This window comes from uncultured Chitinibacter sp., from assembly GCF_945957625.1.
In the GTDB taxonomy this organism is placed as follows: Bacteria; Pseudomonadota; Gammaproteobacteria; order Burkholderiales; family Chitinibacteraceae; genus Chitinibacter; species Chitinibacter tainanensis.
In genome coordinates, this window is sequence record NZ_CAMFLP010000005.1 from 13,633 (window position 1) to 34,797 (window position 21,165).

The following is a 21,165-nucleotide window of genomic DNA, read 5'->3' on the forward strand; positions in this document are numbered from 1 at the left end:
AGCACCGAGGAAGTTCGACATGAAATCTTCACGTTTTTCTGACAGCCAAATTATCGCCATTCTTAAACAAGCCGAAGGCGGTTCACCGGTACCCGAGCTGTGTCGCGAGCACGGCTTTAGTTCCGCTACGTTTTATAAGTGGCGCGCCAAATTCGGCGGGATGGATGCTTCGCTGATGGCGCGGCTCAAAGAACTCGAAGACGAAAATCGGCGTCTCAAAAAGATGTATGCCGAAGAACGCCTCAAAGCCGAGATTGTGAAAGAGGCGCTCGAAAAAAAGTAGTAAAGCCATCGCGGCGGCGTGAGATGGCGCACCACGCGGTACAGCATCGTGGCGTCAGTATTGGCTTGGCCTGTCACGCCTTTGGCATCAGCCAAACTTGTTATCGCTACCAATCCCGGCAATCGGCGGTCAATGATGAGATTGCCGATCACCTGATTCGGTTGACCCACAATCAGCGTAACTGGGGATTCGGATTGTGCTTTTTGCACCTCCGCAACGTTAAGGGATTTCGATGGAATCACAAGCGGGTATACCGGATTTATCGAGAGCTAGAATTGAATCTGCGTATCAAACCCAAGCGCCGCATTCAGCGCGCCAAGCCAGAACCGCTAGCAGTGCCCGAGGCTGCGAACGAGTGTTGGTCAATGGATTTCATGCACGATCAACTGGTCGATGGGCGCAGCATCCGGCTGTTCAATGTCATTGACGATTTCAATCGTGAAGCGCTGGCGATGGAGATTGATTTATCGTTAACCGCCGAACGGGTGATTCGCGCATTGAATCAAGTCCTGGAGTGGCGAGGTCAGCCCAAAGCCATTCGCTGTGACAATGGCCCAGAATACATTAGCCAAAAGGTCAAAGACTGGGCGGAAAAGCTGGGCCTCCGACTGGCGTATATCCAGCCAGGCAATCCACAGCAGAATGCGTATGTGGAGCGTTACAACCGGACAGTACGGTATGACTGGCTGAATCATTACCAATTTGAATCAGTCGCTGAAATCCAAGAGTTTGCGACCGATTGGGTATGGACTTACAACAATGAACGGCCGAATATGGCATTGGGTGGCATTACCCCGAAACAGAAGTTGGCATTAGCTGCATAACCTTCTACTTCTAACCTCGTTTAAAAACGGGGGGATTACCGCGGAGAACAACGGTACTTTATGAAAACACAGCAAAATTTGCCGGCAGTATGTTTTGCAAATTAATCCAATAGGACGGGCTAGCAAGTCTGTCAAAGTGGAGGCTAGACTGATTGGCATCCGAAGCGACGCGATTTTTAAGAAAAATGATCCTTTGTAAGCTTTAGTCACGACATTAAAAATGCCCCTTCGCTGCAAGGGGCATTTTTATTGAGTCTAATTTCACGACTATATTAAACAATTCACGACTTTAATTGCTTATTCACGACTTTAATAGGATGAAATACGCCCAAAGGCCTTTAAGCCGCTTTACTCCACGGTCACCGATTTCGCCAAGTTACGTGGCTTGTCGACATCGGTGCCTTTGCGATGGGCCGTGTGATAGGCCAGCAGTTGCAAAGGAATCGTAAAGACGATCGGCGCCAACGGGCCGCAGTGCCCGTTGAGCGTGATCATCGATTTCACATACGGCAGCGCGGCTTCGCAGCCGGGTTCAGCCAGCAAATACACTTGCCCCCCGCGTGCCTGCACTTCACGCAAATTCGACATCAGCTTATCAAATAGCTCATCACGCGCCGCGCAGACAATCACCGGCATATCTTCATCCACTAGCGCCAGTGGCCCGTGTTTCAGCTCACCGGCGGCATAGCCCTCGGCATGAATATAGGCAATTTCCTTGAGTTTTAGCGCGCCTTCCAGCGCGATCGGGAACAAGGTATTGCGCCCCAAAAACAAGGCATGCTGATGATGGCTGAGCGCTTGCGCCCATTGCTCGATCTGGCTTTCCTGCTGCAATACACCGCTGATCATGCCGGGCAGGCGGGGCAGATAGTGCGCCAGCTCATTGAGTTCATCCGCGGCCAGCGTTTGCCGCTGCTTGGCCAGCGTGACGGCTAGCACGTACAGCGCCGCCAGCTGGGTGGTAAAGGCTTTGGTCGAGGCGACGCCGATTTCGAGCCCGGCTTGCGTCAGCATGGCCAGATCGGCTTCGCGAGTCAGCGTGGCGTGGGCCACATTGCAGATGGCCAAGACTTTCACTTCGCCGCGCTGTTTGGCGCTGCGTACGGCGGCCAACAGATCGGCGGTTTCACCCGATTGCGAGATGGCCACAATCAGCGTGCCGGGCATTTCGCGCGAATCGCGATAGCGGTATTCGCTGGCAATGTCCACACTGACTGGCACGCCAGCCAATGCCTCCACCCAGTATCTAGCCACAAGCCCTGCGTGATAGCTCGAGCCACACGCAATAATCCGGATGTGGTTGGCCGCTTGCAGCACCTCGGCGGCGCCGGGGCCAAACAGCGCCGGATTAAACTGCTGGGCCAGCGCGCTGCTCATGGTGTTAGCCAGCGCTTCGGGTTGCTCGAAGATTTCTTTTTGCATGTAATGCCGATATGGCCCCAGCTCGGCCGATTGCGCGCAGACATCCAGCATTTTGCTGGCCCGCTCAACCCGCTGCCTGTCGCGATCGAAAATCTGCAGAGCCTGAGCGCTGATGAGGGCCAGATCGCCTTCTTCGAGGTAAATCATTTTTTGCGTTAAGGGCAGTAGCGCGGCGATGTCGGAAGCAAAGAAATACTCCTGAAACCCCAGCCCCAAGACTAGCGGGCTGCCTTGCCGGGCGCAGATCACTTGCTCGGGGTGATCTAAGTGCAAAACGCCAATTGCAAATGCGCCGTGCAGGCGGGCAATCGCGGCTTGCACCGCAGCCAGAAAATCTGGCTGGCGCTGATGTTCGGCATCGATCAGATGGGCAATCACTTCGGTGTCGGTTTCAGACACAAAGCGGTAGCCTTGGGCGATCAGCTCGGTTTTTAGCTCGGCAAAATTCTCAATAATGCCGTTGTGCACCACCATTACTTTCTCGCCACCCTGATGCGGGTGGGCGTTGGCTTCACTGGGGCCGCCGTGCGTAGCCCAGCGGGTATGGGCAATCCCGACCAGGCCGCACAGGGTATGCACTTTTTTCGCCAGATCGGCTACGCGGCCGGCGACCCGGGCACGGGCAAATTGGGCGCTGGCGCCTAATTGATGGATCATGGCCACGCCACTGGAGTCATAGCCACGATATTCCAGCCGCGACAACCCCTCCATCAGCATGGGGACGACATTCCGGCTTGAGAGAGCGCCAACGATACCGCACATACTTCTTTACTCCTGAGAAAATGTTGCATTGCACGAGCGAACTGTAGGGGAGACGTCGGCAACTGTCGCTAAATCAATCACCTTATGCCGAACGGCAGGCGGGTGCGCCGTTTGACGGATGGCGCTTTGCAATGCTTGGGCGCTCACTAGAGTGAAATCAAGCAAGTGTTTTCGCGGGGTAGCAAGAAGATGGCCATTCAATTACTCAGTTTGGGCGTTATTGGCGTTCGCCTGCTTGATCGCATCCTGACTAGCTCAGCCACCTATCCAGAAGAGCTGGCCGACCAGATCGTGGATGAAATCAATGTCTATCTAGGCCGGGCGCGCGAGGAAGAAAAAAGCCTGTTGTTTAATCTCTCTTGCGAAGTGCATGAGGCACTGGCCGATCGCTTTGGCCGGGTCGATAGCCCGCAGGCGCGGCAAGATGTGGCGCAGATGATGGGCTTGCTGATTTATCGTGCCAAAGTCAGCAGCGGCCCCGCCCGCTAGTGCTACCACTAACCTCGCTGCAACAAGGCCGGCGTGCGCGCCGGCTTTTTTTCGTCTTACGGCTTGATTCACGTTATCCTAGCGCTTCCTGAATGAAGGCTAAATACCATGAAAATCAAAGCTTCCGAGCTGGTAGAGCCGCTGATTGCGCTGGCGGCTTTACTTCTACTGTGCCTCACCGTTTATGCCGTGGTGAAACCGTTTCTGGCCGCCTCGCTGTGGGCGGCAATGCTGGTGCTCACCACCTGGAAGCCTTATCTCTGGCTGGTGGAGCGGATGCGGGGCCAGCGCGCGCTGGCGGCGGTAGTGATGTTGCTGGGGCTGTGTTTGTTTTTCTTGCTGCCGATTGTGTTGGCGGCCAGCGATTTTGCTGATGTGGGTCTCGATTTTATTGCGCGGATTCGGGCGAGTTTTGAGGCCGGCTGGCCAGCGCTACCGGAATGGCTGGTGGCATTGCCGCTGGTGGGTGAGCCGATTGGCGAATTCTGGCAAGGTTTAGGCGCACATGATGCCAAAACCATGTCGATGATCCGCAGCCTGATTGGCCCCGCCACGCAATGGCTACTGGTGGTGGGCGGGCATATTGGTGGCGGCTTGGTGCTGTTGATGATGAGCCTGTTTATTGCGTTTTTCCTCTATCAAGACGGTGAGCATATCCGCGATTGGGTGCGAGGCTTGTTGACTCGGGTAGCGGGCGAGCGTAGCACCGAGCTCTTGGCTGTGTCAGTGAGCTCGACCAAGGGCGTGGTGTACGGCTTTATCGGTACCGCGCTGGCGCAAGCGGTACTGTCGTGGTTTGCCTACGCGATTTCCGGCGTGCCTAATGCCATGTCGCTGGGCTTTGCCAGCTTTATTCTGGCCTTGCTGCCGGGCGGGCCGGTCTTGCTGGGCTTGCCGGCGGCAGCGTGGTTGTTTCATCAGGGGGATACCGGCTGGGCAATCTTCATGGCCGCCTGGATGCTGCTGGTGGTGAGCTCGGCCGACAATGTGATCAAACCCTTGTTGATCGGTAAAGGCAGCAATCTGCCGTTTATTTTGATTTTGTTCGGGGTCTTGGGCGGGGCCTTGGCCTTTGGCATGCTGGGCGTGTTTATTGGCCCGGTGCTGCTGACAGTGTTTTACGAAATCGCCCGTTCATGGATTTTACGCTCGGATGCCCAGCCCGGAGATGAAGTGCTGGCCGAAGCAGAAAGCGTGATTATCACGCAGCCGGATTGAGATATACCCATATTGTGTATATCTGGATATGCCTTGATCTGAAATGCTTATGGGGATATACCCCAAAATAAAAACGGGCCTTACGGCCCGTTTTTATTTGCTTCGCCTTCTCGCGCTACACTTTATAGCGTCCGATCGCTGCATCCAGCTCATCGCTTAACTGCCGCAGGCGGCTGCCTTCGTTGGCGGTATTGTTGGCCACCGAGCTGCTTTCTTCCGACATTTGCGCTACGCGCTCAACTTGTTGCGCCATCATCGCGCTGGCCGAGCTTTGCTCGCGCATCGAGGCGGTAATTTCACTCACCTGTGCCACCACGGCATCGGCATTGTGGCGAATACGTTGGATCGCATCGCTAGCCGCGTGGGCGCCTTGCACGCCGTCATCCACCTGTTGCACCGAGCGCTGCATGGTGGCGACGGTGTTGTTGGCTTCCTGCTGAATGGCGCTGACAGTGCCGATAATTTCCTGCGTCGAGTTGCCAGTGCGCTCGGCCAGTTTGCGCACTTCATCGGCCACCACCGCAAAGCCCCGGCCTTGCTCACCGGCGCGGGCAGCTTCAATCGCGGCATTGAGCGCCAGCAGATTGGTTTGATCGGCAATTTCTTTAATCACATTCACCACCGCATTGATACTGCCGGTGCGGTCTTTCAGCGATTCGATTTGCGCCGCGGCCGCACGCACTTGCTCGGCAATGGCATTGATATTGTGAATGGTGGTTTCGATCACCTCACCGCCATTGGCCGCCATTTGACCGGCTTCGCGGGCGGTGCTGTCACACTCGCCAGCCCGATCGGCCACATGGGTGATGCTGACCGTGACTTCTTCTACCCCGGCCGCCATGCTGGAAGCCGATTGGCTCACTTGCTGCGAGGTTTCCGAAAGCTCGCGGCTGGCGTTTGAGAGCGAGCTGGCGGTGCTGGTGACATCGCGGCCAATGCGGTTGAGTTGTTGCAAGCTTTGCTGCAGCGAATTGAGCAGACCGTTGAGGGCCTGTAGCGATTCGCCGATTTCATCCTGCGTAGTAATGGTTACGCGTTGGGTGAAATCGTAATCGCTGCCCAAACGCACCACGAATTCACGCATCCGCTGCAGCGGAGTGATGATGCTGCGGCCAATCAAAAAGCCCAGCGCGACCACCAGCCCGATAATAATCACGCTGATGGTGATCGAGGCCGAAATAGCCGTGATCACGTCTTGTTTAAGCGCTTCGCCGGCTTTTTTGGCGAGGGCTTCGTTGAAATTGCTCACGGTTTCAAAACTCTGAAAGGCACGGGCAGCCACTGGTGTGAGCTTTTGTCGTACAAAATCCATGGCCGCATCAGTTTGCTCTGCCGCTGATAGCCGTAGTGCTTCTTTAGCGAGCGGATACCAAGCATCGAGTTCCTGTTTTAGTTGAGTGAAGTTTTTACGGTCGGCCTCCTCGAAAATGAAATGTTCGTAGGCCTTGAGATACTCGTCCAGTTTGGCTTTATCTTGCTCAATGCTGCGCTCGAGTTCCTGCATTTTGGCTGGGTCTTTTTCGATGATGTGGCTCAGCACCTCACGCCGAAGTATTGCAAATTCTAGTTCGGCATGTTGAATGGCAATGATGGAGGGCACGATTTCATCGGTGACATCGAGCGCGTTGGTTTGTACTGCGGCAAATTTGCTGTAGTTAACCGCGGTGAGGGTGATCAACCCGAGCGCGGCAAGTAAAACCAGGGCAATCAGTTTATGTGTGATTTTCATGGCATGTTGTCCAGTCGTGGCGAAGATATGCTGTTTCTTAGAATAGTAAGGATTGCGGGGCGAACAAGCTAAAAACCCTGTATTGAGTAGTGGTTTATGCAATCGGTGTGTTTAATGTAATCAAAGTACAGAGCCATGCTGCGCCTCAGGGGGCTGCTGAGCAAGAGTGCACACAGTTTTAATGATTTGCCAGAGGGTATAGGCTGGATAGGCTTGTTGATATTAGTGTTACAGCCAATACCCATGAGCGTATTTGCAACGCCAGCGCGATTGATTGCTTGCAACGGGTGGCGGGCGCACCGACCAGCGGCGGCGCGCCAGATTGAAAAAACCACACCACGACTTACAAATTCACCACGCCCTGACCGAGTAATTGCACTTTCCCGCTCAGGGTAAGCTGGGCCTGACTATCAATCTGTAAGTGCAGATGGCTAAGCCGGCTGAACAGCCGCTGGATGGTATGGCCTTGTTCCAGCTTGAGTTGCTGCGGCGGGCGCTGGCCGGTGGCCAGCAAGTAGCTGCCGATATTCAGCGCCGCCGAGCCGGCGCCAAAATCTTCATACACGCCAAAATGGTCGGCCATAAAGCAGCGCATAGTGATCAGATCATGTTCGCGATGCCAGATCACCGCCTGCGCCACCGGCTCGCCATGGTTGGCGTATTCGGCCAGCAAGGCCGGATGCGGTCGCGCCTGTAATACGGTTTGGCGGGAGCGCACCGGGATCAGCAGCTGCTCTAGCCCGGTATAGATAAGCTGCAGCGGCGGCAGGATTTCGTGGCTTTCAATCCCTAGCGCATGCGCCAGCTGCACCTGGCCATGATTCGGCGCCCGGCTGCGCCCGGCCGGCAACCGCAGCGCCCAGGCTTCGCCCATCGTCTCCACGGCAAATTCGCCCTGAGTGCAGCGCCAGCGCCGTGGCGCCTCTGGACAATGCGCCTGATAGACCGCCGCCGCCGCCAGATAGCCGCGCGCCGAGAATGGCAGCGCAAATTGCGGGTAATGAAAAGCCAGCTGGGCTGGCTGGCGGCCGGCAAACACGACTTCACTACCATTAAAGGTATAGGCCAGCTGCTGGCGCTGACTTTCCAGCGGTAAATCATCGCTGAGCACCACCACGCAGGGCTCGCCAGACGGTGTTTTTTCGCTGAATACACTAGTCAGAAAGAAAGGGAATTGGGGCATGTTCTTATCGGTGCAAGTTTCTGTGTCAAATCAGCGGCAGAGATCGGGTTTCTTTGCTAAAATGTACGGGATTTTTCTGTCTTGAATTCGCCGAAATTGGATTGCCATGTCTGTGCTCGAACCTATTGCTGAAAAGGATTTGCCGCTCAAGCGGGATTTGGATCTGCTTGCTGCCTTGTTGTCTGACACCATTCGCGAACAGGCCGGTGCGGCCACTGCTGAGCAGATCGAGTCGATTCGAGAACTGGCTATTCGTTACGTACAGGGCCACGACCCTGATGCGGGCAAAGCGCTGGCCCGCTCGCTCTCGACGCTGGATATGCCAGCGACGATGGCCTTGGTGCGCGCATTTAGCTATTTTTCGCATCTGTCCAATATAGCAGAGGATTTGCACCACAATCGCCGCCGTCGCGCGCACAAAGTGGCTGGCTCCAACCCGCAGCGCGGCAGCATCGCAGCCGTGCTGGATACCCTGCGCGAGCGTGGCGTGAAGCCGTTTGAGATTCTCAGCTTGCTGAACGACACGCTGATCGCCCCGGTCATGACCGCACACCCGACCGAGGTGAAACGCAAGACCATTCTGGAATGCCACCGCGCGCTGGGCGATTTGCTCACGCAACGTGATCGCAAGCAAATGACACCGGACGAGCTGGAAGCCAACCAAGAAGCACTGGAACGCGTGATGATCACGCTGTGGCAAACCCGCGAAATCCGTACGGTGAAGCTCACCGTGCAAGACGAGATCGAAAACGGTGCGACGCATTTCCGCAATACTTTCCTGCACGAAATCCCACGTCTGTATCAAGACATGGAAGATCGCCTGTCGGCACTGACCAATGAACAAGTAACGCTGCCAAACTTTATTCAGGTGGGCAGCTGGATCGGCGGCGACCGCGACGGTAATCCGTTTGTGACCGCCGATGTCATGCGCTATGCCGTATCACGCCAAGCTGGCGTGGCGCTGGATTATTACTACCAGCAATGTTTGAAGCTCGAAAGCGAGCTGTCGATGTCAACGCGCCTGGTGCAAATCGACCAAGATTTGTCGGCACTGGCGGCGCAAGCCACCGACGACATTGCGCGTAAATCGGAAGAGCCATATCGCCTGGCGGTAACCGCCATTGCTTCGCGTATTTTCGCGACGGCGATCGAAATCGGCACGTTCCACCATCAGCTGCATGATGTGGCACGGGCGCAGCCTTATGCCAGCGCGGACGAATTGGCCGCTGACTTAGCTGTGATTGCCCGCTCACTGAAAGCGCATGGCGCGGCCAAGCTGGCCAATGGCCGTCTGCGCCGCCTGCAGCGCGCGGTATCAGTCTTTGGCTTCTATCTGGCGCCAATCGATATGCGTCAGTTTGCCGGCATGCATGAAAAAATGATCAGCGAGTTGTTTAACCGCGCGGGTCTGGAAGAATATCTGGCGCTGGATGAGCAAAGCCGCCGCGTAGTGCTGCTGCGCGAGCTGGCCAGCCCACGCCCGCTGATCTGTCCGCACGATGTGGCCTACAGCCCGGATGTACAGCAAGAGCTGGATATCTTAAAAGCTGCGGCGGAAATTCAGGCGCGCTACGGTGAGGCCGTGCTGCCGAACTATATTATTTCCAACTGTGCGTCGGTTTCCGACATGCTGGAAGTGGCCGTATTGCTGAACGATGTGGGCTTGGTGTCGCTGGCCCCAACCGTGCGCAGCAAAGTCAATATCATTCCATTGTTTGAAACCACCGGTGACCTGCGCGCCAGTGGCGAAATCATGACCGAGCTGTTTGCGATCCCGCAATGGCGTCAGCTGCTGACCTGTCGTGGTGATGTGCAGGAAGTGATGCTGGGTTATTCGGATTCGAATAAAGACGGCGGCTATCTGACCTCGAACTGGGAGCTGTACAAAGCCGAATTGACGCTGGTCGATGTATTTAAAGAAGCCGGCATCAAACTGCGTCTGTTCCACGGTCGTGGCGGCACGGTTGGTCGCGGCGGTGGCCCAGCTTACGATGCAATCTTGGCCCAGCCTGCCGGCTCGGTGAATGGCCAGATCCGGATTACCGAACAAGGTGAAGTAATCACCGCCAAGTACGCTGACCGTGAAGTCGGTCGTCGTAACCTGGAAATCTTGGTGGCTGCTACGCTGGACGCGAGCTTCCCGGGCGAGCAAACCATCGATCCAACCGCGCGCCGCAGCTTGATGGAGCGCCTGTCGAATTCGGCTTACCGCTTCTACCGCGATCTGGTGTATGCAACACCAGACTTTATTACTTACTTCCTCGAAGCTACGCCGATCAAGGAAATCCCGAATCTGAACATTGGCTCACGCCCATCGGCGCGGAAAAACACCAATAGCATTTCAGATCTGCGCGCGATTCCGTGGGTATTCTCATGGTCGCAATGTCGTCTGATGCTGCCGGGCTGGTATGGTTTCGGTCATGCCATCAGCGAATATCTGGCTGAAGCTGGCGACGAGGGCCTGAAAAACCTGCAAGAGCTGTATGCGACATGGCCGTTCTTCCAGACTACGATTTCCAATATGGAAATGGTGCTGGCCAAATCGGATATCGCGATTGCGGCACGCTACTCTGAGCTGGTGCAAGATCAGGACGTGGCTAAACGCATCTTCGGTCGGATTAAAGATGAATGGCAACGCGCGGTGAGCGCTGTGCTGGCAATCACCGGCCATGAAGAATTACTGGGCGACAACCCGATGCTGGCCCGCAGCCTGAATAACCGCCTGCCGTATCTGGATCCGCTTAATCACCTGCAAGTAGAATTGCTCAAACGCATTCGCGCCGGCGACGACAGCGAAGAGCTGCGGCACGCGGTGCACTTGACCATCAACGGGGTAGCGGCTGGCCTGCGTAATAGCGGCTAAGCACTCGCGCTGCAGCAAAAAAGGAGCCACCATGGCCAGGATGAAATCACCGATTTTATTCGCCGCTCTGGTGGCTTTATGCTTTCTGGTGCCGCCAGCGGCGCAAGCCTTGCCGAGCCATTTTGGCGATAAGGTGGAAAACGCGCTGGCCTGCCGCAGTGAATGGTCCCCGGCATTCTGGCGGACCTATTTTCGCCAGCATCTGAATGCCCCCATCCGGGTCTGGGGCGAGGCCGAATGGTTTGGCGGGCAGCAAGCAACCATGGCGGGCAATCAGGTCGAAGAGTTTTTTGTGAACGTGCCCGAGTCGGGCGCTTTAATGGTGGGCGCGCTCATCAATAAACCGCTGGAGCAGGTGAAAAAAAATGTCGAAGAGAAAATGGGCTTTGCCTTTGTGGAGTTACCCGGGCCGTATCCACGCTGGCTCTCCAAGTTTGGTAGCGTGCTGGTGGCCAGCGGTCCAGAGCAAACCAAGTGGTATTGCGCCCGCTGGCACTTGGGTAATCGTCCCTGATGGGTATTGCCAGCTAAGCATTGATTGAATTAGGCCCTGAACCATTACCTGGTCAGGGTATTTTTATTTGAGCTTCTTTAAGCTATTTGCAGTGCGCTGCACTGAGGTATGTGATGCAAATAATTGCCGATTATCCGCTCGATAAACTCAATACGTTCGGATTGCGTTCGCGCGCCGAGCAATTTGTAGCGATTGATTCGCTAGCTACATTACAGGCGTGTATTGCGAGCCCGGAACTACGTGCTTTACATTGGCATGTATTAGGAGGCGGTTCTAATCTGGTGCTGCCTGAAGTCGTGCCAGGCTTGGTGCTAAAAATGGCGCTCATGGGGCGCAGCCTGCAGGCGGAAGACGCCGATGCTTGGTATGTCAGCGCCGCAGCTGGTGAAAACTGGCACGAATTTGTGCAATGGACGCTAGCTATGGGCTGGGCCGGTTTGGAAAACCTGTCGCTGATTCCTGGCACCGTCGGAGCCGCGCCAGTTCAAAACATTGGTGCCTACGGCGTGGAAGTGAAAGATGTATTGCATAGCCTGACTGCGGTCCACCTAGAAACCGGTGAAGTGCGTGAGTTCAGTGGTGCTGATTGCCAGTTTGCCTATCGGGATAGTTTTTTTAAGCAGGCCGCCGGTCGAGCGTGGTGCATAGTGGCAGTGACGTTCCGGCTGCCGAAAGTGGCGCAGCTGAAAACCAGTTATGGCGATATCGAGCAAGAGTTAGCGCGGCAACAATTGCCCGTTTCCGCCGCGAATATCGCAGCAGCGGTGATCGCGGTGCGCCAGCGCAAATTGCCCGACCCAGCCGTGATCGGTAATGCGGGTAGTTATTTCAAAAACCCGATCGTGCCGACTGAACAAGCACAGGCGTTAAAACAGCAATGGCCGGCACTGGTCTCATTTGCGGTGGATGATAAGCACACCAAGCTTGCGGCAGGCTGGCTGATTGATCAGGCTGGCTGGAAAGGCAAACAGCACGGCCCAGTTGGGATGTATGCCCAGCAAGCGCTGGTGATGGTGAACCACGGCGGGGCGAGTCAGCAGGATGTAAAAAAGCTGGAGTTTAATATTCAGGCAGCAATTGACGCGCAATATGGCGTAAAACTTGAGGCCGAGCCAATTTTTTGGTGAGTGAGAGCTATATCACTATCTGCGAATATGCTGTTTTTGTGTTGTATCAGCAAATTAACATTAATGATGTTAAAATCCGCCGTCATAAAGGCCGAGTAAGGCTAGTAAGCTTGGTGATGAATACAAGAAAGCCAAGATTGAACTGGATTCAATAGCGGGATGGGTGATGGCGCGAAAGAAGTTGGCAGTGGTCTTAGGGTGTGCAATTGGGTTAGCGCATGGCGCATATGATGCAGACGATACGCTCAAACTCAATGCCGAAGTGGGCTATGGCTACGATGACAATATATTTCGCTTAAGCGAACAAGGCAGTAATAACATTACCCGCAAGCATGGCCAGCAGGGTGATAGCAAACTAGATGTGGCGCTCGGCGGCCGCATTGATGTGCCGGTATCTCGGCAAAATTTCAGTGCCAGCGCGCGGGTTAATCGCCAGCAATACATGGATTTTAGCGAGCTGAATTACACCGGCTGGCAAGCAGATCTTGGCTGGGCTTGGCAGGCGGGCAGTTTGTTGTCGGGGCAATTGAATGCTGGCACTAGCCGCAGCATGAGTAGCTTTGAAGATACGCGTGACGGCCGTATTGATATGGTACGTCAGAGCAATGTGCAATGGCAGGGCGCTTATTTAATATTGAGCAACTGGGCCTTGGTCGCTGATGTGGGCTATAGCAAACAAACCCATGACGTTCGCACTTTGGAAGACGCCAAAAACCTGACTTATGGTCTTGGCATGCGCTATCGCACTGAATATGGTTCGAGCCTGACCGTGCGCCAGCAGTGGCAAGATTATGATTATTTACGCAATTTAGCTTTCATTCCTGCTGATCGTCGCGGGTATGAAGAGCGGTTAACCCAGCTGGTATTGCAATGGCCGTACAGTGAAAAGCTGAACATCAGCGCGACTGGCGGGGTAAGTAGCTGGAAATCAAAGTTAACTGGTGAGCGTTCTTCTAGCACACCGCAAGGCAACCTTGACCTCACGTGGCAGGCAACAGGTAAAACAAAGTTGCGGGCAGGTTATGGCCAGAACTTTGATCAGTTCACCAGTGGGGTGGGGCGGGATTTGCAGCGCAGCAGTTACTTAGGCTCCACTTGGGCTACATCCGAAAAATGGCTATGGGATCTAGAGCTGCGACTACGTGATCGGAAAACTGAAACGGTTTCTGGGGCCTTAGTCAGGGATGAAGAATACCGATCTGTCAAAGCTAGCGTTGTGTTTAAGCCTCTAAGAAACTGGTCGGTCAGGTCATATTTTCAAATTGAAGATCGAAATGATCGGCGCGGTTCAGCAGATTATGACTCGCTACAAGCGGGGCTGAGTTCGAAATACGATTTCTAAGCAAGTGACGATACCCATATACAAAAAAAAGAGGTGGTGCGAATGTGGCGAGTAGCAGTAGTTGGAGTATTGATGTCGGCATATACAAACGCAGAATCGATACAGCCCGTAACGGCGCTAGATGCGCCTGCGGTCTTTGTAAGCGCAGGTGAACAGGACAACGGTTATTTAGCAATTGACCAAGTAGATACCAACGTAACATTGAATTTGAATGGTTCGAGTTTCGGTGCGATTGCTGCGAGAGCTAATATCATTGATGCCATTAGTGGCCCAAATCTCAATGGTGTGTCAGTCACGACGACATCGGGCGCAAAATCGCCTACCGGGGGGCAGGTAAGTCCACCAGAAAAACCGATTACCCCGCCTGTACCCGAGCCAGCGGCAGTCGCCTTGTTGTCAATAGGTTTGTTAGTGCTTTTAAGTCAGAAGAAACATAAGGAGTAATCAGTGCATCAGGACGTGGCAGAACATTTGAATCGTGAAGAAACCCTAAACCAAGTCCGGTTTAGCGGGCGACCTAGCCTGCTTGGCGATCGCTTTCGCGAGTTTTCAAATGCGGCGCCCATGGTTAGCTTTTTCAAGCTGTTTCTGGATCCCGTCCTGGTCGTGGTGACATTGTTTGCACTGGCTATCCCGTTTGAAGTGGCTACGGATGGGCATGAAATCATCCTAGGAGCGTTAGCTTTTCTGCTCTCGGCTTTGATGCTTGATGGGGTGTTTTTATTCGTACCGGGCTACTCACGCCCCTTATTAGGTTTAGGACGCTTTGCTTTTGAATGGCTAGTGGTGGTGACGGCCTTGGTGCTACTTGGTCGAATCTCTGGGTTTGATCAGTACTTTTATCCTCCTTACATGCTCACGTGGTTTGTGGTTGCGCCTTTGGTGCTGATTGCGGCGCATGGCTTATTTCGCTGGTTTGTCTTGCGCCCAGATCTTGATCGTTCCACCAAGCAACGCGTGGTCGTAATTGGGGCCAATCAGCCAGGCGCGACCTTGGCGCGCAACATGCAATCCCACCCATTCCTTAATAAAGAGTTTGTTGGTTTTTTTGATGATCGCACTGAAGACCGTTTAATTCTAGATCACCCCGAGCAACTCTTGGGGGGACTGAAAGATGTGGCTGAATATGTAAAGGCTAATCATATTCAGCAGATCTATATTTCATTGCCGATGACTGCCCAGCCGCGAGTGATGGATTTGCTCGATGAACTGCGCGATAGTACCGCTTCGGTTTATTTCGTACCTGATCTATTTGTCTTTGATTTAATTAATGCTCGTTTTGACAATATTGCCGGCGTGCCAGTAGTGGCAATCTGCGAAAGTCCATTTGTCGGGATGAATGGCGTGGTGAAGCGGATCAGCGATATCGTATTGTCGAGTCTAATCCTTTTAATGATTTGGCCAATATTGCTAGGCGTTGCGATTGCGGTAAAGCTTACCTCCAAAGGGCCTGTTTTCTTCAAGCAGAAGCGGTATGGTGAAGATGGTCAAAGTGTGCTGGTGTATAAATTCCGCTCGATGAATGTCATGGAAAACGGCGATAAAGTGGTGCAGGCTACCCGCAATGATAATCGCCTCACTCCCATCGGTGGCTTTATCCGCAAAACCTCACTCGATGAGTTGCCACAATTCATAAATGTGTTGCAAGGACGGATGAGTATTGTGGGACCGCGTCCTCACGCAAATGCGCACAATGAACAATACCGCAAGTTGATTTCGGGCTACATGATGCGCCACAAAGTTCGGCCTGGTATTACGGGCTGGGCACAGGTGAATGGCTATCGCGGCGAAACCGATACATTAGATAAAATGCAGCGCCGCGTAGAATACGATTTGGATTATCTGCGCAGCTGGTCAGTCTGGCTTGACCTCAAGATTATTTGGAAAACCGCCACCATGATGTTCCGCGACCGGAACGCGTTTTAAAGCAAGGAAACACAATGAACGTAAAACCTCTGGTACTGGCTGTATTAATTGCAAGCACCCTCACGGCATGCGGTGAGAAAGACGATAAGAAATCACCAAGTCAGGTCTTGGCCAAGGTCAACGACAGTGAAATTACCGTGCACCAACTCAATTATGTGCTGGCTCAGGTGCCAAATGCTCAGCCTGAACAAAAGCAACAGGTGCTCGAGCAACTGGTTGACCAAGAATTGCTAGTGCAAAAAGCGACTGAGCTAAAACTGGATCGTGAACCAAATGTGGTTCAAGCAATTGAAAATGCCAAACGGCAGATTTTGGCGCAGTCAGCTGCTGAGCGTGTAATTGGCAAGCCGGGTGAACCAAACAAAACAGCTGTCGACGAGTTCTATGCCAAAAATCCAGCACTTTTTGCCGAACGCAAAAACTATGAATTCACCACTTTTGTCATTGATAAAGCGGCCTACAACGACGCCCTCAATGCGGCACTGAATAATGCAACCAGCCCAATGGCGGTAAAAGCGGTCTTAGATGCTGCAGCAATCAAATTTAATACCAATGAGGCGACTCGCACTGCTGAGCAGCTGCCAATGCCAATGTTAGTCAAATTTGCGCAGATGAATGTGGGTGACATCATTGCCATGTCCGAAGGTGATAAAACAGTCTTGCTGCAACTGAAAGCCACTCAGGCTGCACCGGTTGGCGCGGCAGAAGCGGAGCCAATGATTAAGCGTTACTTAGCCAATAACGAAGCCCAAACCCAAGCTGCACAAAAAATGAAAGGCCTGCGTGATGCGGCTAAGATTGAATATCTGCAAAAATTTGCTTCAGCACCCGCACAGCAATTGCAGAAACAAGAGTCAACAGCCGCTGACGATAGCGTAAAAGCAGGGTTGAAAGGACTGAAATAATGACAGCACGAAAATTAATAATTGCTTTATTTCTGGCGATTTGGATCGTTCCGATCTCATTCGCAAAGTCTGGTAAAGAGGCATTAGGCGATTATCTGCTAGGGCCCGGCGATGTAGTTAAAATCCAGGTTTATGACCATGAGGATTTAACGACCGAAGCGCAGCTTAATAATGATGGCTTACTCACATTCCCATTGCTGGGCGAAGTAAAACTTGGTGGCCTAGCCTATACAGAAGCTGAAGCGCTGGTGGCTAAAAAACTTGCGGCGGGTGGTTTTATTAAAAAACCAAATGTGAATGTATTGATTACACAGTACAGAAGCCAGCGAGTGGCGGTGCTGGGCGAAATAAATAAACCAGGGCGCTATGCGCTAGATAGTAATACCGATTTAATTGATTTGGTTGCTATTGCTGGTGGAGTGGGGCCATCGGGCGGGGATGTAATCGTTATTCTTCGTGGTGAAGAGCGATATGAATATCGACTCAGCAAACTAACCCAGCTAGCAAACTCGGAAAAACGCAGTATTCCTGTCCAATCCGGTGATACGGTCTATGTTCCCCGCGCTGAATTGGTATACGTCTTTGGCGAAGTAAATCGACCTGGTTCATTCCGATTGGAGCCAAAAATGACAGTAATGCAAGCATTGGCAACAGCGGGTGGATATAATCAGCGCGCTTCTAGCAAAGGAATTTTGATTCATCGAGTAATCGATGGTGAGGTTAAAGAAATTCCAGCTAAGCCGATTGATTTATTGCAGGCTGGCGATACAGTTTATATTAAAGAAAGCTTTTTCTAATTGGGGCAATGAATGTTAAGTGTGAGAACGCTGCTTCGGGTTTTTGTGGGCCGCATAAAGCTTTTTACTTTGATCGTGCTCTCAGTCCTGGTTGCCGGTTTTGCGATTGCTTTGATCCAGTCGAAACAGTACACCGCAACCGCACAAGTGTCCATTGATGTAAAGGCAAATGATCCTATTACAGGCATGCCTGTTTCTGGTTTGTTGGCGCCTAGCTATTTGTTTACACAAGCGGATATTATTTATAGTCAGAATACAGCACTCAAAGTTGTTGATAAAATTGGCATCACAACTTTACCTGAGGCAATCGCACAATATGAGCAAGCCAAAGTCGGAAGTGCAACAATTCGCGATTGGTATGCTGAGCTTTTTTTAAAGAGCCTAGAAGTCGTGCCAAGTCGGCAAAGTAATGTGATCAGTTTAAGCTATACAGCAACAGATCCAGTATTTGCCGCGCAAGTCGCAAATCAATTCATGAAGGCATACATCGACATGAATATTGAAATGCGGACTCAAGCAGCGCAAAGCACCTCTGAATTCTTTCAACAGCAATTGAAAGTGTTGAAAAAAAAGGTTGAAGATGCGCAGGCTGAGCTTTCCAAATATCAGCAAGAAACAGGAATTGTTGCGTCAGACGAACGGCTAGATATTGAAACGCAGCGTTTAAATGAACTGAGCACCAGTTTGGTACAAGCGCAATCGCAAACATATGATGCAAAATCCCGCGCGCAAGCCGGTACGAATGCCCCTGATGTGCTTAATAATCCGCTCATCCAGCAATTAAAAGCTCAGTTATCACAAAAGTCAGCTAAATTGCACGAGGTCGAGGAAAAGTTAGGGCCAAACCACCCGCAGTACCAACAAGCTCAGGCCGATTATTTAGAAACAAAAAATCAACTCAATCAGTTGCAGGCGCAATACTCACAGGGGCTCGGTGCTACAGCAAATAATTCAGCCGCAACTCAAGCATCGCTGAAAGCCGCTCTGCAGGAACAACGTGAAAGAATTTTTGCGTTGAAGAAGGATCGTGCACAGTTATCAGTGCTACAGCAAAATTTAGATAACGCACAGAAAACGTATGATGCAGCACTATCACGGCAAGCACAGTCAACGCTAGAAGGTGCCATGAGTGGTCAGACGAATATTTTCCCATTGAAATATGCCTCTCCACCAAAAAGCCATTCGGCGCCCGTTCTGCGCAATTATGCTGCGGTGGCATTGCTACTCGGTCTAGTACTGGCCAGTTTGATTGTCTTGGTTGTGGAATATTTCAATCGACGCGTACGCAGTGCAGATGATTTGTCTGATTTTGTGGGTGTTCCATTGTTGGTAACAATGCCATCTTTGAATCAAAGAAAAAGCGTGCTCACTAAGTTGAAGGGGCGTGGTAAATGACGATCGTGAGTAATTCAAGCAATATCGGAAAATTATTGCTTGATAAAAAAATTATTACGCTGGCCCAGGCTGAAGCTGTAATGCAATTTCAGCGCGAGCATAATTTGCGTTTTGGCGAGGCTGCAATTCAGTTAGGCTATCTAACAGAACAAGATGTGCAGCAGGCCTTGGCTAATCAATATAATTATGCGGTTTTGCAAAAAGGCAAATCAAAACTAAGCGAGAACCTAGTTCAGGCATATCAGCCGAGTAGTGAATTTGCAGAGTCTGTGCGTACACTGCGTAGCCAACTCATGCTCCGCTGGTTAAGTGAAGGCAAAAAGAATATTGCGATCGTTGGGTTAAGCGAATCTGCAACAACGCTGGTGGCCAATCTAGCGATTGCCTTTGCTCAATCAAATGAAAAAACATTACTCGTCGATGCTAATTTGCGTGAGCCTAGATTGCATCAGCTAATGGGCATGCAAAATAAGGTCGGCTTAGTCGAAGTATTGGCCAGTCGGGCTGACCTAGCGACTGCCGTGCAAGTGGTGGAAGGGGTTCCTAGTTTACATATCCTGAGTGCAGGAGCTGTACTGCCGAATGCACAAGAAATCATTGCATCTCGGTTTACCAGTGAATTCATGAATCAACTACAGGGCGGCTACGATGCTGTGCTTTATGATTTAGCACCTGCAGCTCTATTTGATGATGCTTATTTGATTGCAGCCAAAGTACGTGGTGTTGTCATTGCCGTTGAGCGTGACCGTGCATTCACCGCACAAGTACTTGAATGCATCGAACGATGCAAAGCGATCGATGTAGAAGTCGTGGGCACTGTTCTAATCGAGTAAAACAGTATGCAATCAAATTCACTAGCCAAAACGCAAACTCTGGCGCTACTCAAAGAATATCCTTTACTAATATTAGGCTTTCTCACCTTATTGCTACCTAGCATATACAGTTTGTCGAATACTCTGTGGCAAGGTGAAGAGCAAGGGCAGGGGCCTCTGTTATTAGCGGTAATAGGCTTTTTATTTTGGCGGGAGTTTGTTACGGAAAAATCCAATGCAGAGCCAACGGCATCACCTTTGGCTGCATTGAGTTTCTTGCTGGTTGCATGCCTTTCTTATGTAGTTGGGCGCTCGCAAGAAATTTTTGCCCTTGAAATTGGGGCCTTTATTCCATTGGCTATTGCTGTGATCCTTGCAACTCAAGGATGGGCTGGAGTGAAGCGATATGCATTTCCAATCTTTTTTATTTGCTTCTTAATTCCATTGCCTGCATTCATCATTGATGGCCTAACTAGCGGATTAAAAAACCATATCTCACACGCAGCAGAGGTGATTCTTTATCAACTCGGCTATCCAGTAGCCCGTGCCGGTGTGGTGTTAACGGTAGGCCAATACCAACTTTTAGTAGCCGATGCATGCTCAGGGATGAATTCATTATTTAGCCTGATTTCACTGGGTTTTTTGTACGTACATCTCAACGGCAAGATTTTTACAGCCAAATCAATCATCCTCCTTCTGGCCATCGTACCAATTGCGATTGTGGCGAATGTGATCAGAGTCTTAATTTTAATTCTTGTTACGTATTATCTTGGTGATGAAGCAGGCCAGGGCTTTATTCATGGGTTTGCCGGAATTTTTGTTTTTGCCATGTCATTATTGCTGCTATTCATACTTGATGGTGTTTTGAAAAGAGTTTGGGGGCGCACATGAAGCGTTTATACATTCAATCGTTTTTTGCCTTAATCATGATAGGAGCAGCAGTAGCTGCTTTTTTTCTGACCCCCACGCTACGCATGGCGGATGAAAAGAATATCAAGCTTGAAACATTAATACCTACATCATTTGGCGACTGGAAAGCACTCCCACAGGAAAATTCATCGATTGTACAGGCGCCTGATATTGAAAAAACGCTGAGCAAACTGTACACAGGGTTGTTGATGCGCACTTATGTCAATGCGGCAGGTGAGCGGATGATGCTGGCGATCGCCTACGGGCCAGATCAGCGTGACAATCAAGGCCGGCAAGTGCATAAGCCTGAAATTTGCTATCCAGCTCAAGGCTTTGCCATAGGTATGCAGCGCAACACAAGCATTAACATAGGCTCTAGGGCTATACCTGGCAGACAGTTGGTCGCAACGTACGGTGAACGCGTTGAGCCGATTACTTATTGGCTTACAATTGGGAATACGGCTGTAAACAATAATCGTGATTTTAAGCTGCAACAAATTCGTTATGGCTTAGCTGGGCTAATCGCCGATGGAATGATCATCCGAGTTTCTACAATTGGCGCTGACCAAACGGCCGAATTTGCAAAGCAAGCGAGTTTTATTAAACAGCTTTCTACTGCGCTGCAGCCAAAATCACGTGAGTATTTAGGATTGGGTACGTAGGGT

18 protein-coding genes are annotated in these 21,165 nt (G+C 51.8%); 15 read left to right on the forward strand and 3 right to left on the reverse strand.

Annotated elements, in window-relative coordinates:
• The first annotated feature begins 19 nt into the window (after positions 1-19).
• A protein-coding gene (locus QV747_RS07855; protein ID WP_288791487.1) for an IS3 family transposase occupies positions 20-1,107 on the forward strand; the annotation gives its coding sequence in 2 pieces (ribosomal slippage) (positions 20-272 and positions 272-1,107; 1,089 coding nt in all).
• Positions 1,108-1,455: 348 nt separating this feature from the next.
• Here the strand turns inward: QV747_RS07855 and glmS are convergent.
• Positions 1,456-3,291, reverse strand: a complete 1,836-nt coding sequence (gene glmS, locus QV747_RS07860) for a glutamine--fructose-6-phosphate transaminase (isomerizing) (RefSeq protein WP_273432219.1) — start codon at positions 3,289-3,291, stop codon at positions 1,456-1,458.
• Between the two features lie 189 nt (positions 3,292-3,480).
• Between glmS and QV747_RS07865 the strand changes: the two genes are divergently transcribed.
• A complete protein-coding gene (locus tag QV747_RS07865) occupies positions 3,481-3,780 on the forward strand; it encodes a hypothetical protein (RefSeq protein ID WP_273432217.1) in 300 nt (99 codons plus the stop codon).
• A gap of 108 nt (positions 3,781-3,888) precedes the next feature.
• On the forward strand, positions 3,889-4,998 hold the full coding sequence (locus tag QV747_RS07870) for an AI-2E family transporter (RefSeq protein WP_051258759.1): 1,110 nt from the start codon (positions 3,889-3,891) through the stop codon (positions 4,996-4,998).
• A gap of 115 nt (positions 4,999-5,113) precedes the next feature.
• Here the strand turns inward: QV747_RS07870 and QV747_RS07875 are convergent, their stop codons facing one another.
• Together QV747_RS07875 and QV747_RS07880 are read right to left on the reverse strand one after the other, a co-directional pair.
• Positions 5,114-6,727: a methyl-accepting chemotaxis protein gene (locus tag QV747_RS07875; protein WP_273432215.1), complete on the reverse strand. Its 1,614-nt coding sequence runs from the start codon at positions 6,725-6,727 to the stop codon at positions 5,114-5,116.
• A gap of 343 nt (positions 6,728-7,070) precedes the next feature.
• Positions 7,071-7,910: a PhzF family phenazine biosynthesis protein gene (locus QV747_RS07880; RefSeq protein WP_273432213.1), complete on the reverse strand. Its 840-nt coding sequence runs from the start codon at positions 7,908-7,910 to the stop codon at positions 7,071-7,073.
• A gap of 106 nt (positions 7,911-8,016) precedes the next feature.
• On the opposite strand from QV747_RS07880, the gene ppc reads away from it, so the two are divergent.
• From ppc to epsI, 12 genes are all read left to right on the forward strand, one after another.
• Complete coding sequence (gene ppc / locus QV747_RS07885) at positions 8,017-10,773, forward strand: phosphoenolpyruvate carboxylase (RefSeq protein ID WP_273432212.1); 2,757 nt, start codon at positions 8,017-8,019, stop codon at positions 10,771-10,773.
• Positions 10,774-10,804: 31 nt separating this feature from the next.
• On the forward strand, positions 10,805-11,287 hold the full coding sequence (locus QV747_RS07890; RefSeq protein ID WP_273432210.1) for a hypothetical protein: 483 nt from the start codon (positions 10,805-10,807) through the stop codon (positions 11,285-11,287).
• Between the two features lie 113 nt (positions 11,288-11,400).
• Positions 11,401-12,414 carry a UDP-N-acetylmuramate dehydrogenase gene (murB, locus tag QV747_RS07895; RefSeq protein WP_273432208.1) on the forward strand — a complete coding sequence of 338 codons (1,014 nt, stop codon included), beginning with the start codon at positions 11,401-11,403 and terminating at the stop codon, positions 12,412-12,414.
• A 442-nt stretch (positions 12,415-12,856) separates the two neighbouring features.
• The gene (locus tag QV747_RS07900; RefSeq protein WP_288791494.1) at positions 12,857-13,756 is read left to right on the forward strand and encodes a hypothetical protein; all 900 of its coding nucleotides are present in this window, start codon (positions 12,857-12,859) and stop codon (positions 13,754-13,756) included.
• 72 nt (positions 13,757-13,828) lie between these two features.
• Entirely contained in the window at positions 13,829-14,200 is a 372-nt protein-coding gene (locus QV747_RS07905; protein ID WP_034619005.1) for a PEP-CTERM sorting domain-containing protein, read from the forward strand.
• A gap of 3 nt (positions 14,201-14,203) precedes the next feature.
• Complete coding sequence (locus QV747_RS07910) at positions 14,204-15,682, forward strand: undecaprenyl-phosphate glucose phosphotransferase (RefSeq protein ID WP_273432203.1); 1,479 nt, start codon at positions 14,204-14,206, stop codon at positions 15,680-15,682.
• Between the two features lie 14 nt (positions 15,683-15,696).
• The gene (locus QV747_RS07915) at positions 15,697-16,587 is read left to right on the forward strand and encodes an EpsD family peptidyl-prolyl cis-trans isomerase (protein WP_273432201.1); all 891 of its coding nucleotides are present in this window, start codon (positions 15,697-15,699) and stop codon (positions 16,585-16,587) included.
• Positions 16,587-17,384: an SLBB domain-containing protein gene (locus tag QV747_RS07920; RefSeq protein ID WP_273432200.1), complete on the forward strand. Its 798-nt coding sequence runs from the start codon at positions 16,587-16,589 to the stop codon at positions 17,382-17,384. Before QV747_RS07915 ends, QV747_RS07920 begins: the two co-directional genes overlap by 1 nt.
• Positions 17,385-17,396: 12 nt before the next feature.
• Positions 17,397-18,779 (forward strand): chain length determinant protein EpsF, encoded by a 1,383-nt coding sequence (gene epsF / locus QV747_RS07925; RefSeq protein WP_273432198.1) that lies wholly within the window; start codon positions 17,397-17,399, stop codon positions 18,777-18,779.
• A complete protein-coding gene (locus QV747_RS07930) occupies positions 18,776-19,612 on the forward strand; it encodes a cellulose synthase operon protein YhjQ/BcsQ (RefSeq protein ID WP_273432196.1) in 837 nt (278 codons plus the stop codon). Before epsF ends, QV747_RS07930 begins: the two co-directional genes overlap by 4 nt.
• Positions 19,613-19,618: 6 nt before the next feature.
• Positions 19,619-20,482 carry an exosortase B gene (gene xrtB, locus QV747_RS07935; RefSeq protein WP_273432194.1) on the forward strand — a complete coding sequence of 288 codons (864 nt, stop codon included), beginning with the start codon at positions 19,619-19,621 and terminating at the stop codon, positions 20,480-20,482.
• Entirely contained in the window at positions 20,479-21,162 is a 684-nt protein-coding gene (gene epsI, locus QV747_RS07940) for an exosortase-associated protein EpsI, B-type (protein WP_273432192.1), read from the forward strand. Before xrtB ends, epsI begins: the two co-directional genes overlap by 4 nt.
• Positions 21,163-21,165 lie beyond the last annotated feature (3 nt).